Annotated in this window: 14 protein-coding genes; 6 read left to right on the top strand and 8 right to left on the bottom strand. The window is 45.9% G+C overall.

What is annotated here, in order from left to right; all coding sequences use genetic code 11:
• The first annotated feature begins 52 nt into the window (after nucleotides 1-52).
• The 3 genes from QUB10_RS00670 (at nucleotide 53) to QUB10_RS00665 (ending at nucleotide 2513) form a co-directional block, all read left to right on the top strand.
• Nucleotides 53-1561: a UbiD family decarboxylase gene (locus QUB10_RS00670; protein ID WP_333055214.1), complete on the top strand. Its 1509-nt coding sequence runs from the start codon at nucleotides 53-55 to the stop codon at nucleotides 1559-1561.
• A gap of 252 nt (nucleotides 1562-1813) precedes the next feature.
• Nucleotides 1814-2014 (top strand): DUF6888 family protein, encoded by a 201-nt coding sequence (locus QUB10_RS34175; RefSeq protein ID WP_445243058.1) that lies wholly within the window; start codon nucleotides 1814-1816, stop codon nucleotides 2012-2014.
• A 16-nt stretch (nucleotides 2015-2030) separates the two neighbouring features.
• Nucleotides 2031-2513 (top strand): DUF6887 family protein, encoded by a 483-nt coding sequence (locus QUB10_RS00665; RefSeq protein ID WP_333055213.1) that lies wholly within the window; start codon nucleotides 2031-2033, stop codon nucleotides 2511-2513.
• A 137-nt stretch (nucleotides 2514-2650) separates the two neighbouring features.
• Here QUB10_RS00665 and QUB10_RS00660 read toward each other — a convergent pair whose 3' ends face one another.
• From QUB10_RS00660 to QUB10_RS00650, 3 genes are read right to left on the bottom strand one after another with little or no spacing between them, the layout of a single operon-like run.
• Nucleotides 2651-2863 carry a helix-turn-helix transcriptional regulator gene (locus QUB10_RS00660; protein ID WP_333198561.1) on the bottom strand — a complete coding sequence of 71 codons (213 nt, stop codon included), beginning with the start codon at nucleotides 2861-2863 and terminating at the stop codon, nucleotides 2651-2653.
• 20 nt (nucleotides 2864-2883) lie between these two features.
• Nucleotides 2884-3096 (bottom strand): helix-turn-helix transcriptional regulator, encoded by a 213-nt coding sequence (locus tag QUB10_RS00655; RefSeq protein ID WP_333198559.1) that lies wholly within the window; start codon nucleotides 3094-3096, stop codon nucleotides 2884-2886.
• Between the two features lie 20 nt (nucleotides 3097-3116).
• On the bottom strand, nucleotides 3117-3329 hold the full coding sequence (locus QUB10_RS00650; RefSeq protein ID WP_333198557.1) for a helix-turn-helix transcriptional regulator: 213 nt from the start codon (nucleotides 3327-3329) through the stop codon (nucleotides 3117-3119).
• Between the two features lie 130 nt (nucleotides 3330-3459).
• Between QUB10_RS00650 and QUB10_RS00645 the strand changes: the two genes are divergently transcribed.
• Nucleotides 3460-3702 (top strand): hypothetical protein, encoded by a 243-nt coding sequence (locus tag QUB10_RS00645; protein WP_333198555.1) that lies wholly within the window; start codon nucleotides 3460-3462, stop codon nucleotides 3700-3702.
• Nucleotides 3703-3855: 153 nt separating this feature from the next.
• Nucleotides 3856-4644 carry a DUF4058 family protein gene (locus QUB10_RS00640; protein WP_333198553.1) on the top strand — a complete coding sequence of 263 codons (789 nt, stop codon included), beginning with the start codon at nucleotides 3856-3858 and terminating at the stop codon, nucleotides 4642-4644.
• A gap of 99 nt (nucleotides 4645-4743) precedes the next feature.
• On the opposite strand, the gene QUB10_RS00635 is transcribed toward QUB10_RS00640, so the two are convergent.
• Together QUB10_RS00635 and QUB10_RS00630 are read right to left on the bottom strand one after the other, a co-directional pair.
• A complete protein-coding gene (locus QUB10_RS00635; protein WP_333171476.1) occupies nucleotides 4744-5415 on the bottom strand; it encodes an ABC transporter ATP-binding protein in 672 nt (223 codons plus the stop codon).
• A gap of 23 nt (nucleotides 5416-5438) precedes the next feature.
• Nucleotides 5439-5708, bottom strand: a complete 270-nt coding sequence (locus QUB10_RS00630) for a hypothetical protein (protein WP_190663726.1) — start codon at nucleotides 5706-5708, stop codon at nucleotides 5439-5441.
• Between the two features lie 221 nt (nucleotides 5709-5929).
• On the opposite strand from QUB10_RS00630, the gene QUB10_RS00625 reads away from it, so the two are divergent.
• Nucleotides 5930-6061: a hypothetical protein gene (locus QUB10_RS00625; protein ID WP_333102243.1), complete on the top strand. Its 132-nt coding sequence runs from the start codon at nucleotides 5930-5932 to the stop codon at nucleotides 6059-6061.
• Nucleotides 6062-6092: 31 nt separating this feature from the next.
• Here the strand turns inward: QUB10_RS00625 and QUB10_RS00620 are convergent, their stop codons facing one another.
• From QUB10_RS00620 to QUB10_RS00610, 3 genes are all read right to left on the bottom strand, one after another.
• Nucleotides 6093-7793: a calcium-binding protein gene (locus tag QUB10_RS00620; protein WP_333198550.1), complete on the bottom strand. Its 1701-nt coding sequence runs from the start codon at nucleotides 7791-7793 to the stop codon at nucleotides 6093-6095.
• A gap of 145 nt (nucleotides 7794-7938) precedes the next feature.
• On the bottom strand, nucleotides 7939-11799 hold the full coding sequence (locus tag QUB10_RS00615) for an ELWxxDGT repeat protein (protein ID WP_333198548.1): 3861 nt from the start codon (nucleotides 11797-11799) through the stop codon (nucleotides 7939-7941).
• Nucleotides 11800-12089: 290 nt separating this feature from the next.
• The gene (locus QUB10_RS00610) at nucleotides 12090-13280 is read right to left on the bottom strand and encodes a patatin-like phospholipase family protein (RefSeq protein ID WP_333198546.1); all 1191 of its coding nucleotides are present in this window, start codon (nucleotides 13278-13280) and stop codon (nucleotides 12090-12092) included.
• Nucleotides 13281-13498 lie beyond the last annotated feature (218 nt).

Here is a 13498-nt window from a genome sequence, read left to right as displayed (position 1 = left end):
TGGCAGTCGATCGGCTCATAATAACAAAAGAACGTTAACAATTCTTAAAAAAATGGCTAGAGACTTGCGGGGATTCCTCAAACTACTCGAAGAACGGGGACAACTGCGCCGAATTAGTGCCTTAGTCGATTCCGACCTCGAAATTGCCGAAATTTCCAATCAAATGCTGCAAAAAGGCGGCCCTGGACTGCTGTTTGAAAACGTCAAAGGGGCCGAATTCCCCGTTGCAATCAACCTGTTGGGTACGGAAGAGCGCGTTTGCTGGGCGATGAACATGGAAAAGCCGATCGAACTAGAAGAGCTCGGCAAAAAACTGGGAATGCTGCAACAGCCAAAACCGCCGAAAAAGATTTCCCAAGCGATAGAATTCGGCAAAGTCCTGTTTGACGTAGTGAAAGCCAAACCGGGGCGCGACTTTTTCCCAGCTTGTCAGCAAGTGGTAATTGAGGGAGAAGGGCTGGATTTGAACAAAATCCCGATGATTCGCCCTTATCCGGGAGATGCGGGCAAAATTATCACCCTGGGTTTGGTAATTACCAAAGATTGCGAAACGGGCACGCCGAATGTGGGGGTTTATAGGTTGCAGTTGCAGTCAAAAAACACGATGACTGTACACTGGTTATCGGTGCGGGGCGGCGCGCGGCACTTGCGGAAAGCGGCGCAGGCTGGTAAAAAGTTGGAAGTTGCGATCGCCCTGGGAGTCGATCCTTTAATCATTCTCGCCGCAGCAACCCCAATTCCTGTAGATTTATCGGAATGGTTATTTGCCGGACTTTACGGCGGTTCCGGCGTGCAATTGGCGAAGTGCAAAACCGTAGATTTGGAAGTACCGGCGGACTCGGAAATTGTGTTAGAAGGAACGATTACGCCGGGGGAAGTTCTGCCCGACGGGCCCTTCGGCGATCACATGGGTTATTACGGCGGTGTCGAAGATTCGCCGTTGGTGCGGTTCCACTGCATGACGCACCGCAAAGACCCGATTTATCTGACCACATTTAGCGGGCGGCCGCCGAAAGAAGAAGCAATGATGGCGATCGCGCTTAACCGTATTTATACCCCTATTTTGCGGCAGCAAGTATCGGAAATTGTCGATTTCTTCTTACCGATGGAAGCGCTGAGTTATAAGGCGGCAATTATCTCGATCGATAAAGCATATCCCGGTCAAGCGCGCAGGGCTGCTTTAGCATTTTGGAGTGCTTTACCGCAGTTTACTTACACTAAGTTTGTGATTGTTGTCGATAAAAGTATCAACATTCGCGACCCGCGTCAAGTAGTTTGGGCAATTAGTTCTAAAGTCGATCCGGTGCGGGATGTATTTATTCTGCCGAATACGCCTTTTGATACGTTAGATTTTGCCAGTGAAAAGATTGGTTTGGGAGGCAGAATGGGGATTGATGCTACTACGAAGATGCCGCCGGAAACGGATCACGAATGGGGGGAAGTTTTGGAGTCAGATCCGGATGTGGCGGCGATGGTAGAAAGGCGTTGGGCTGAGTATGGTTTGGCTGATTTGAATTTGGGAGAAGTCGATCCGAATTTGTTTGGTTATGAGATGAAGTAGGGGAATTAACCGTAAAATCTGACATATCGCACATCCTCGATCGACCTGTGGTGGCGGGTTTTTCCAACCCTTTATGACACAGATAGACAATCTAAAAAACCCGCCCCCACCAACTAAAAATCGCAAGCTACCTCTTTTTAATGCGATCGGGATTTACGCACTCCGACAAAGAAACCGGGTTTTTACCGAGTCTTTGCACTGTCAAGAAGTCTTCTCGAAAAAACCCGGTTTCTGGGTTCCTATGCGTAAGTTATATTATATTCAAAAGTTTGTGCCACAATTGAGGAACTTCAGATTAATCCCACTGACGAACAAGCCCAAGCCTGTCTGCGCGTCTGCCAGATGTTCTCTAGCTACTACCGAGATATTCAACTATTCCGTTTTAATGCTCAAACCACAGAAGTGTATATTTTCGTAAGTGATGATCTGCAAGTAATCGTATCTAGTAATTGACTTTGGAGGTTTTTGGATGAAACCGAACTTTGATGAAATGAGCAGATCCGAATTAAAAGCTTACGTGCTATCGCATCGGCATGATGATGAAGCGATTCAGATATTTTTTGGTCGCCGTAATCCCCCAGATTCACAAGCGACATGGTACGGGCAGATGTGTACTCCTGAAGGTGTACCCATTGAAGAAAATATTCGCATCGCTGAGGAAGCAATTAAGAAAAGAGCTGAAATCGATCGCGAAAAACAACAACAACGGGAAAAAGCACAGGAGGATCGATTACGCCAAACATTAGAACGGGAAATTGAGGCAAAACTTCGATCGCAAATTGAATTAGAAGTCGAACAGAAGTTGCAGGAAAACTTAGAAAAAGAAATTGAGGCTCTGATAAGTGCGATCGCCCAATTTTTAGCGTCAACCACCAGCTTACCATCAAGACTGGCAGGGTCGATCGCACTTTTGGCAATTCGTGCCGGAATTGAAGATTTTTGCGATTTTTAGAATGGGCGATCGAATTGAGTGCGATCGGGACTTATGCGCTTCGTCAGAGAAACCGGGTTTTTTGCAAAATCTGCGGGCTGTAACGAAGTATTCCCGCAAAAACCCGGTTTCTGACCACCCGTGCGTAAGTCCTAAGCTTAATTTTCCAAAACCTCAACCAAATCTTCCACCATCACATCGAAGACAGCAGCAAGTTTCTGCAAAGCCGTGTAGTCCACCGTTGCCATTTTGGGAGCTTGGGCGTATTTTTTAACCGTGCTGTAGGGAATTCCCGTTCTGTCAGAGACTTCTTTCAGCGTCCAACCCTTTTCCTGGGCTAGTTCTCGAACTCGCAACCGAATTAACCCCATCTTCTCGCTGACAAATCAGTTTACTGTTCCAAAATCTCAACTAAATCTTCGATCGCAATATCGAACGCACGGGCCATCTTGTCCAAAGCTGTGTAATCTACAGTTGCCATACCTGGAGAATTGGCATAAGTAATGATAGTGGTATATGGAATACCTGTTCTTTTAGAGACTTCTGTCATATTCCAACCCTTCTCTTGAGCAAATTCTCGAACTCGCAGCCTAATTCGTCCCATATTCCCAACGATAAATCAGCCTACTCTTCCAATATCTCCACTAAATCTTCGATCGCAACATCAAACACGCGAGCCATTTTGTTTAAAGCTGTGTAATCTACCGTTGCCAGCTTGGGAGAATGGGCATAACTCCTAACGGTACTGTAAGGAATGCCCGATCGCTCAGAAACTTCTTTAAGCGTCCAACCCTTCTCCTCAGCTAGTTCTCGAACCCGCAACCGAATTAGACCCATCTTGCACTTGACAGTTGATACGAACGTATCATAAACTTGTGATTATCAAATAAGCGATCGCCCTCGGACCTGAGAAATCTAGAGCGATCGCCTTTCATTCACCACCCACAAAAGTGGGAAGGATTTTCCTATGATACCAAAACAATCGACATATCGCGATCGACTTCAACCTTGGCATCTAATTCGCCACCTCCCCAAGTGTCAGCGGTTAACAGTCGCCCGTTTCGCCCGCCGAAGAGATGCCGAATCTTACCTCAATGCACTGCGCCGCTTAATGCCCGCAGTCCCGCATACAATTGTGTTCGTAAATGCGGTGTCTGTGTTGGATGAAAACAGCGTTCCAATTCAAACACAATTGCCGCTCGAAGTTTAATTGTTGAAAAGTGCGTGAAGCGGAGCTATCCCGTAGGGAATCGCCCTTCCACAAATAGGAATTATTCTATTTGACAGGAAGTGCGATCGGCCCTAATTTTCCCAAAACAACATTGCTAAACTGTAAATAGACTTAAGTCAAGGAGTCACATCAATGCCATCTCCCTTTCCTGGTATGGACCCGTATTTAGAGCATCCCGAACTCTGGCCAGCCCTACATCACTTGTTAATTAGTGAAATTTTCAGATTTTTGTCTCCCCAACTTCGTCCTAAGTATTTAGTCTCATTGGAAGTGAGAATCTATGAAACCGCTGACGACAATTTATCAATTGGCATTCCTGATGTAAACGTAATTCAGCCAAGAACTACAACCGAATTAATAACATCAAACGTAGCCGTTGCAGCGCCACCAACACAACCGTTAACAGTAAATATTCCCATGCCCTACCAGGTTCGGGAAGGCTATTTAGAAATTAGAGAAAGAGGAAACCAAGAACTAATCACCCTGATTGAAATCCTCTCGCCTAGCAATAAGCGCACAGGAAAAGGACGACAAATGTACGAAGAAAAGCGAGAAGAAATTTTAGGTAGCCGCACTCATTTAATTGAAATAGATTTATTGCGGCGCGGTCAAAAAATGCCAGTTATTGGCAATGACATTGAAAGCCACTATAGCGTTTTGGTGTGTCGGGGAAATCGCCGTCCCAGAGCAGATTTGTATGCTTTTAACGTGCAGAACCCGCTGCCTACCTTTCCTTTGCCACTGCGATCGGGCGATACCGAACCTATAATCAATTTGCAGGAATTATTCACTCAAATTTACGACATAGCAAGTTACGACCTCAAGATAGATTATCGCAACTGGGAAGTCATACCACCGCTGTCAGAGGCCGATACAATTTGGGCAGATGCTTGGTTGCGCGATCGAGGATTGCGAGATTAATTTGGCGTGCAGCTATGCTTTTAGTCTGCGGAGGCAGACTTCGTTTTTGTAGAAGCGATTTCAATCGCCAAGTGACTTAATTCTTAAATTGCTTGAGGGCTAAACATCTTGGCTTTGCATCAACCGCTGCTTCAAACGCGCCGGATCTCCGCGATCGACAACTTGGCCCTTTTCCAACAAAAAAGCCCCATCACAATAATTCAACTCATCCAAACGGTGAGTCACCCACAAAGCCGTAATCCCGCGATTTTTCACCAACCGCTGCACCGCGGCCACCAAATCCAACTGAGAATCTGGATCTAACAAAGCCGTCGGTTCATCCAACAGCAGAATTTCGCAGTGACGGGCGATCGCCCCAGCAAGAGCAATTCGCTGCTTCTGGCCCCCACTCAAAGCATAAATCGGCCGCCGCTGCAAATCCAGCAAATTCACAGCCTCCAAAGCCTCCGCCACCCTCTCCCGCACCTGAACGTTAGAAAGCTTTTCCTCCACCAAACCAAAAGCCACATCCGCACCCACCGTCGGCATAACCAATTGGTGATCGGGGTTTTGAAACACAAAACCCACCCGCCCACTCAGGTCAATTTCCCCCGACTGGGGGTGCAGCAGCCCAGCCATCAGCCTCAACAGCGTAGACTTGCCACTGCCGTTAGTGCCCAAAAGCATCCAAAACTCGCCCTTGGGTACATCCAGAGAGCAACCTTGCAACACTCGATCGCCCGACGGCCAGCAAAAACCCAAATCCCGCACAGCAACGGCTGACTGGCTCATATCGGCACCAACACCCCCAGCCCTCATTCTGCTGTCATCGAGACAAAACCAGGGGATCTGCCTGTAGATGACGCCCCCGATTTCTGAGAAACCACCACCCCAGAAATCTCGCTGCTGAGTACAGCCACCTTTTTCTCAGGATTTTTCTCGCAGGTGAGTTCCAAAATTTGCGGTTGGGAGTTGCGAATCGCCGCCAGTACCTGCTGGTAAACAGTCTCAGCGTCTTCCTCCAACTTCCGCTGCACCGACAGCGAGACGGGCGTATTTTTCACAATGATGTCAATGCTGAACATTCGGTTTAAAAAAATTAACTGTAAGATCCCAATTTTAAGTATAGGTGCTGAGGAGCAGAAGAGGATGATGGGATGGAAAAGATGGGGGGGTGGGGAAGATGAGGACAGTCATTCGATTTTAGATTTTAGATTTTAGATTTTGGATTGACTTGCGCGAGATCAATTCGGGGGCTTGAGGATTTTAGATTTTAGATTTTGGATTGATCCCACGGATAAATCACGTGGCGGGTACCACCTTTGAAATTCGTGGTCATGGACGCAACTGGCACACGGTGATGAGTGCGATCGCCCCTCGAACAGGAAGAATACAAGTGCGATCGCCTCCTCTCAAACTCAAAGGCGATCGCGATTAATTTCACTCAAATAGAGTGGACAAAGCCCATGCTACAGAATAACAAAAGCATTTGCCGTCAAAGCGCTTTGCGCTACCCCTTGAACGATACCCAAATAACTGGAGTCGGCTTTAACTTTAATTGCTATAGAATTGACAGCAGGTTGTCCAGTCAGAGTCAAACTGACATTTTCAAAGGAGAGGCCGCCAAATGTACTCCCGTCGGTGAGACCAATTTTGTCCCCAGTCTTGAAGTCTGTAATCACATCTGCATCTGTTAAACTGAGCGCTGCTATCTGTCCCCCAGCTAAGACAAATGTATCGTTTCCATCGCCACCGGTGAGAAAATCTTGATGGCGATCGCCATAGAGAAAGTCATCGCCACCACCACCAGTCAGGCTATCTTTCTCTTTACCGCCCCGGATAGTATCATTGCCTTCTCCTCCGGTAAGAGTATCGTTGTCATTGTTGCCTAATATTTGGTCGTTGCCAGCACCACCTTCAAGGGAATCTGACTCTTTACCGCCGGATAAACTGTCATTACCCGCGCCTCCGTCAATTGTATCGGCTCCTTGCATTCCGTTAACCGTATCAGCGCCGCTGGTGCCAGTAATTTTATCGCTGCCAGATAGGGCTAAGATTTGTTTGCCAGTAGCCGTCGAGGGCAGTGAGAACAGCAAAATATCATCCTTACTGTCTGAGAGGTTGTAAAATAGACCCGTAACAGTGTTTGCTGATTGCCCAGTAGGATTGCCTGAGCCGGGGGCATTAATTGTCGGTGTTGCGATATCTACAGGTGTACCGAAAATCTGTGGCGATGTTCCCCCATTAGAAATATCTGGCAATGTGGAAGCGTCGGGTACTTTTCCACCACCGCGCCCTAATTGCAGAGTTTCGCCACTCCGAGGAGTTAATGTGACGCTACCTTGAGCAACACTGACCTGTAAACTGTAATCAGCAGCAGAAGCTGTGGAATTGGGAAATGTAGTGTTACTGCTGACGCGGATTCTGTAATCAATACCTGCGCGCGGAACAGTAAGCTGTGAGTTCAAACCGCCGCCGCTGTTATTATCTGAGACAAAAATTTCGGGATTCTTAGGGCTGATGACTGCTACGAAAGGGTCAAAGCCTATTGTTGTACTGCTAAGGGAAATTTTGAGCGGTTCGTTGTCGAGTGATGTACTTACGAGAAATTCATCAGCAAGTGTGTTACCACCTATACCTGGAAAAGTAAAGTCTTTGTTGACCTCCAATTTACCAGTTAATGCAACGGTACTGCCCGTTAGAGGGCTGCTAAAGTTGCTACCTCTTGGAACTAAACTGACATTACCATTAGGAACGCTGGCCTGTAAAGTGTAGGGATAAGTAGACAATAGGTCGGTAACAGAATCTACGCTAAAGACGCGCACTTTGTACTTGGTAGTGCCGTCAATTGTCAAAGAATCAGGAATTGTTGAAATGTCAAATATATCGCCACTTTGGGAAGGCTGACCAGGCGCAATCAATGAGTTTGTACTAATACCACCCTCATCGTCATTATCAGCAAGAACCTTACCCGTATTGGCATCTATAATTTCTAAGAATGTGTCAAATTTGCTTTGATCTGTAGCATCCAGAGCAAGTGTGATTCCTTGCCCGATTGCATCTGTATTTAAGTCATATTCATCAAGCCAGGTATAGCCGCCGATATACCTAGCTGGAAACAGAAAGTCATTGTTATCCAACCGACCCGTTTTTGTATCAGAAGTGGTCATTTTAGTTTACCTAAAAAATTAAATTTTATTGAAATGAATGATATTTTTCTAAGAGGCGAGAAAACGGGTTTCCTGGTAGATATCTAGTTGAGAAAGCAAACATCTTTTAGAGAAACCCGGTTTCTTGCCATAATTCCTGCGAATTTTACAAGAAAGAACCACTATTCAGAGCAGATTGATTCACGTTGTAAACCAATCCTAAATAGTTATCCCCCGATTTAATTGCCGTTGAACCTACAGCCGCAGATCCATCTAAGATGATATTCACTGACTCAAAAGTTAATTGACTGTAATTAACACCAACTAACTTAATTTTATCTTCAGAACTAAAGTCAGTAATAAAATCAGCTTCATTAGCATTAATAGCAGTAAAGTCTAAGACAAAGTTATCCTTTCCTGCGCCACCTGTAAGCACATCAAATCCTTTATCTCCCCATACCTCATCATCGCCATTGCCACCAAGTAAGACATCATTTTCCTTGCCACCATTTATGGTATCATTACCCTCGCCACCGGTGAGAGTGTCATTCTCATTATTACCACTCAATACGTTATCACCATTGCCACCAGATAATTGATCGGAATGTTTCCCGCCAAATAATTGATCGTTACCATTACCACCATCAATGGTATCAGCACCTTTGTTACCATGAATCGTGTCATTACCGTCACTTCCGGTCAAATTATCATTACCTGATAAGGCAAATATCGGTTGACCAAAGGCTGATTGTGGGATACTGCGGTCATCATCATCTGCCAGTAAATATCGGTCATCTACAACTTGATTTTGTGGGAAATTAGTTGGTTCTCCACGATCTATTAGACTGATTGATGGCGTGTTAATTTCTACTGTTGCCGTTGGTGTTACTAAGGGTACTACCGTTACTGATGGTGGGGCAGTTGGTGCGGTATTTACAATCAGATTAACTGCACTCGAAGCACTAGATATATTACCTGCTGCGTCAGTAGCTATGGCAGTAAAGGCATAATTGCCATCGGCTAAAGTTTTTGTAGGTGTAAAACTCCACTTACCCGAAGCATCCGCTGTCGTAGTGCCGAGTTCAGTTGTACCTTGCAAGATTTTCACGGTACTATTGGCTTCGGCAGTCCCCGCCAGAGTTGGAGTGGTAATTTTAGTGGTGCCAGTCGTAGTCGTGAAGGTGGGTACTGGAGGTACTGTTGCATCTATTGTCAGATTGACTGCACTCGCGGCACTAGATGTATTACCTTCGGCATCGGTGGCTGTGGCTGTAAAGGCGTAAGTACCTTCAGTTAAGGCAGTAGAAGGTGTAAAACTCCACTTACCCGAAGCATCCGCTGTCGTAGTGCCGAGTTCAGTTGTACCTTGTAAGATTTTCACGGTACTATTGGCTTCGGCAGTCCCCGCCAGAGTTGGAGTGGTACTTTTAGTGGTGCCAGTCGTAGTCGTGAAGGTGGGTACTGCGGGAACAACACCATCAACTAATACGCCTGTGGTGCTGCCGCTGCTGAAGGTTAAGGTAGCTTTGGTGTTGCTGGCATTTTCAATGGTAGCACCGGTGGGTAAGGATAAGGCTGTGCCAACTGTGATGCCGTCGGTATCTAAGGTGCCAGAGGCAACAGTATAACGGAAGGTATGGGTGGTGGCCGATGCTCCTGTACCATTAAGGGTCGCGTTGACAGCGCCCCCAGTATCTAGGGTAATGGGTAAGTTTGCACCGCCAGTGATGGTGACGGCTTCGGAGAAGGTAACGGTGAAGTCGAGGTTTTCTCCAACTATGTAGGTTTTGTTCGCGGGTAGGCTGACACTGGTAATGGCGGGGGCTATAGTATCAATGACAAGGGCTTTAGTCCCCCCAAGGGATTGGGCTGAACCCAAGACGGGAAGGGTTAAATTAGCATCGAGTCCCTCACTATCTTTAATGGTACCGCTATTGAGGGTGAGGGAGTTAGTGGCCAAGTATTCTAGGTCAGGACTCTTATCTCCACTTTGGACTGTGTATTTAAAGGTGAGGGTATCAGTGGCGCTACCGCTTAGGTAGGTAGCGAATTGATTGGTTGTACCGGTTTTCAGTTGCAGTTGAGGAATGGCTGTAACGGTTACAGGTTCGTCAAATTTTACCGTAATGTTGATGTCTTGGCCGACTTTGTAGAGTGCATCAGCGGTGGTAGAGGAGACTTGGGTGATGACGGCGGGGGAGAGACTCCACAACTCATCACCATTGATGCCGTCATTGGCAGTGAAATACAATTTACCATTTACGTTCGTGAGGTTTTGAAGGAGTGAAGTAACATCCCCTGGCCTGATGTCTTTAACCAAGACGGTACCTGCGGTTGTCCCATCACTTTTCCACAACTCATAACCATTGGTGCCGTCATCGGCAGCGAAATACAATGTGCCGTTGACATTCTCGATGTGGGGGTGCAAGACTAAACCACTTGTCCCTGGGTTGATGTCTTTAACCAAGACAGTGCCAGCGGCTGTCCCATCACTTTTCCATAATTCATAACCACCATTAGTGCCGTCATCGGCACCAAAATACACGGTGCCGTTCACGTTCGTAAAATTGGTATCATAACGGCTAAGACCTGAATTTACCCCTGGGTTGATGTCTTTGACCAGGACGGTGCCAGCGGCTGTCCCATCACTTTTCCACAACTCATTACCATTGGTGCCGTCATCGGCAGTGAAATACAAGGTGCCGTTCACGTTCGTGAAAGACTGAGGCCGCGATGATGGATGAAGAGTCGCTGTTCCTGGGTCGATGTCTTTGACCAAGACGGTACCAGCGGCTGTCCCATCACTTTTCCACAACTCTTGACCATGGGTGCCGTCATAGCCACTGAAATACAAGGTGCCATTTACGTTCGTGAGTTCATAGGGGTTTGAAGTAACATCCCCTGGCTTGATGTCTTTAACCCAGACGGTACCGACAGCGGTCCCATCACTTTTCAACAACTCATCACCATAGATGCCGTCTTTGGTGTTGGCGTAACGGGCACTTAAATACAACGTGCCATTTACGTTCGTGAGGTATTGAGGGAATGAATTTAAACCGAGATCTTTGAGCAAGAGGGTACCGTCGGCTGTCCCATCACTTTTCCACAACTCATAACCACCATTGGTGCCTTTCTCGACGCTGAAATACAAGGTGCCATTCACGTTCGCGAGGTATTGAGGGCCTGAACCACCTGTCCCTGGGTTGATATCTTTGACCAAGACAGTACCGGCGGCTGTCCCATCACTTTTCCACAACTCATTACCATTGGTACCGTCATTGGCAGTGAAATACAAGGTGCCGTTCACGTTCGTGAGGTTGGAATAGCTGGATGGGAATGAACTACCTACCCCTGAGTTGATGTCTTTGACCAAGACGGTGCCGGCGGCTGTCCCATCACTTTTCCACAACTCAAGACCATTGGTGGTGTTGGCAATGAAATACAAGTTACCATTTACGATCGTGAGGCTGGAAGGGGATGAATCAGCTAGCCCTGGGCTGATATCTTTCAATACCTTGAAACCTAATAAGCCAGAGTAAGTCGCCAAGGCTTGAGCACTGAAGGGAGTTAGCGAGTCAGGGAAAAAAGAGCCTCCAGGGTACTGATAAGTGAGTGACCAGGTGCCGCCTTTGGCCGCATTCCCGGTGGGGTTGGGATTCGCACTGATAGCTGCACCGCTGAGTTGGTGTAATTTTTCGATAAATTCTGCGCCCGCGTCTCCCGCCGCAACGGAACACCCATAAAGGAAGATGAGGCTTCCTGTTGTTCCCCACTGTTGTAATTGGTGGGCGTATAGGTTCAGAGTATCCAGACTCAGTTGGGTATTACCGAGATAGAGGATACCCGGAGCCCCGTGTGAAAGGATATGTATCGCTTCAATATCTTTTTGATTGGCTAAGGCATTAGTAATTTGTGTGATGCCGCTCAAATTTTTATTTAAAATCACAATTTGAGCGCTATCTATACCTTGGATCAGGCTTTGATAGTCTTGTACAGAGGAGTCAACGAAAATAATTTGCTTGTTCATAGTAGTCACCTTTTTTATTGTTTGTTAAGTCTAGGACTTACGCATTCAGGGCAATGACCAAGGTAGTAACTAGGCTTTTGGTATCTCACCAGAAGCCGACTATAAGGAGATATTGTGTGAGTACGTAAGTTCTAAAAGTTTGAACCGAATGATGCTTCAATTTCTCTAAATCAGCATCAATATTGACTAAAGAAACCGGATTTTTACTGAATCTGTGGGTCGCAACGAAGTATTTTCGTAAAAAACCCGGTTTCTATGTTTTGATCCGTAAGCTTGACTTAATAGCAATCTTACGATTGACTCAAATGAGGAATTACCTCCCGCATAGAATGGAATAAGGAATGATGCGATGTCAGAGACTCAACAAGCTTTTTCATATCCTCCTTGCATTCCTTAGTTTTAAGGAATTGTTCTGCTATCTCAACCAATAAATCGAGATTATCGGGAGCGGCACTAAAAGCACTAACATTCTTTTTCAGAAGTGGTTGAAAGCGGAAATATTCACTCTCTCCCTCAAGTAGCAATTGTTTAGCAATATAATCCGTAGCATCGCTTGAACCATCAGAAAATACATCCATCAAAGGGATATTCCTTAGCACGCTTCCCCAATTCAAGCTACCCCAACCTTGAGCTTCTCGAACTGTAATCCGATTCAAAGTCCAACCCGAACCAAAAGAAGCGACTACAGAAGGAAATGTGTTATATTGTTTGCGACACTCTGCGATAGCACAAAGCACAGGGTTATTGGCAACAACACCACCATCAATCAAAGGGATGCCTTGAACGGGGACTTTTATGATTGGTTCTTCCCCTGCTTCTTCAGCTTTATTTTCCTTCAATTTAATAGATTTAAGGAATCCCTGATTGTGCGTGACGTGAGCAGGAAAAGCAACAGGTGCGGCGGCGGATGCCCTACAAATTTCCCACACAGGCATCGTTTTAAACTCTTCTTTGTTGTTTTTGAAGATTACAGCATCGTTATTATAGACATCGTAGCTTGGCACGATCACTAATTGTGGCAACTCACCAAATTCCTCGTAGCCAAATATATGCTGGAGTACATCTTCCAAACCTTTTCCGTCATAGACGGGTTGAGTCATAAATTTCTTGGCATCTTCACGGTTTTGAGAAAGGATATTAAAAGTGTCAAATTCACTGAAATCCATCTCTGTATTGACTAACCGCCAAATTAAGCTGGTCAAAGTTTCTTTTAAGGGTGGGAAAATTTTGAGTCCATATTCCTGAAAAAAACTCTTAATCCTCTGGGCTGAAAATCCACTAGCGATTCCGCAAGCAATGATACTTCCAGAAGAAGTTCCGGCAATGATATCAAAGTAATCTTTTAATTCCTTTTCGGGATTCTTTGCCTGTAGCTCTTCTTCTAGCTTTTCTAGCAAAACCGCCGTTAAAAGACCACGAATTACGCCACCGTCAAAAGAAAGAATATTGTATGGAGATTGTAGAGGTTTATGGGTGAACATTTCAGTTCCTCTCTGAATGATAGGTTGTTAATTTAGTGACTCGATACTAATTTCCAAAGTGTTCGTGATAAGAGAAGGTGTTACATAGTTGGCAATTTACAGATTTTTTTCAGACTTACCTGATGCTCACGAGTCCTTTAGTTCGTAGTTACACAATAACCTTCTCACCTCAACCTCCACAGTGGGAAAAAGTCAGAAAAGGCCAGAACTTTATATGA

The sequence above is a fragment of the Microcoleus sp. B5-D4 genome, assembly GCF_036705145.1.
Classification (GTDB): Bacteria; Cyanobacteriota; Cyanobacteriia; order Cyanobacteriales; family Microcoleaceae; genus Microcoleus.
This window is presented reverse-complemented; position numbering and strand designations above follow the sequence as displayed.

Excerpts from the sequence above, each read along its gene's own strand:
- QUB10_RS00660 (WP_333198561.1), bottom strand. The coding sequence starts at position 2,863 with ATGGGGTTAATTCGGTTGCGAGTTCGAGAACTAGCCCAGGAAAAGGGT.
- QUB10_RS00610 (WP_333198546.1), bottom strand. The coding sequence starts at position 13,280 with ATGTTCACCCATAAACCTCTACAATCTCCATACAATATTCTTTCTTTT.
- QUB10_RS00615 (WP_333198548.1), bottom strand. The coding sequence starts at position 11,799 with ATGAACAAGCAAATTATTTTCGTTGACTCCTCTGTACAAGACTATCAA.
- QUB10_RS00650 (WP_333198557.1), bottom strand. The coding sequence starts at position 3,329 with ATGGGTCTAATTCGGTTGCGGGTTCGAGAACTAGCTGAGGAGAAGGGT.
- QUB10_RS00635 (WP_333171476.1), bottom strand. The coding sequence starts at position 5,415 with ATGAGCCAGTCAGCCGTTGCTGTGCGGGATTTGGGTTTTTGCTGGCCG.
- QUB10_RS00620 (WP_333198550.1), bottom strand. The coding sequence starts at position 7,793 with ATGACCACTTCTGATACAAAAACGGGTCGGTTGGATAACAATGACTTT.
- QUB10_RS00655 (WP_333198559.1), bottom strand. The coding sequence starts at position 3,096 with ATGGGACGAATTAGGCTGCGAGTTCGAGAATTTGCTCAAGAGAAGGGT.
- QUB10_RS00665 (WP_333055213.1), top strand. The coding sequence starts at position 2,031 with ATGAAACCGAACTTTGATGAAATGAGCAGATCCGAATTAAAAGCTTAC.
- QUB10_RS00645 (WP_333198555.1), top strand. The coding sequence starts at position 3,460 with ATGATACCAAAACAATCGACATATCGCGATCGACTTCAACCTTGGCAT.
- QUB10_RS00630 (WP_190663726.1), bottom strand. The coding sequence starts at position 5,708 with ATGTTCAGCATTGACATCATTGTGAAAAATACGCCCGTCTCGCTGTCG.
- QUB10_RS00670 (WP_333055214.1), top strand. The coding sequence starts at position 53 with ATGGCTAGAGACTTGCGGGGATTCCTCAAACTACTCGAAGAACGGGGA.
- QUB10_RS00640 (WP_333198553.1), top strand. The coding sequence starts at position 3,856 with ATGCCATCTCCCTTTCCTGGTATGGACCCGTATTTAGAGCATCCCGAA.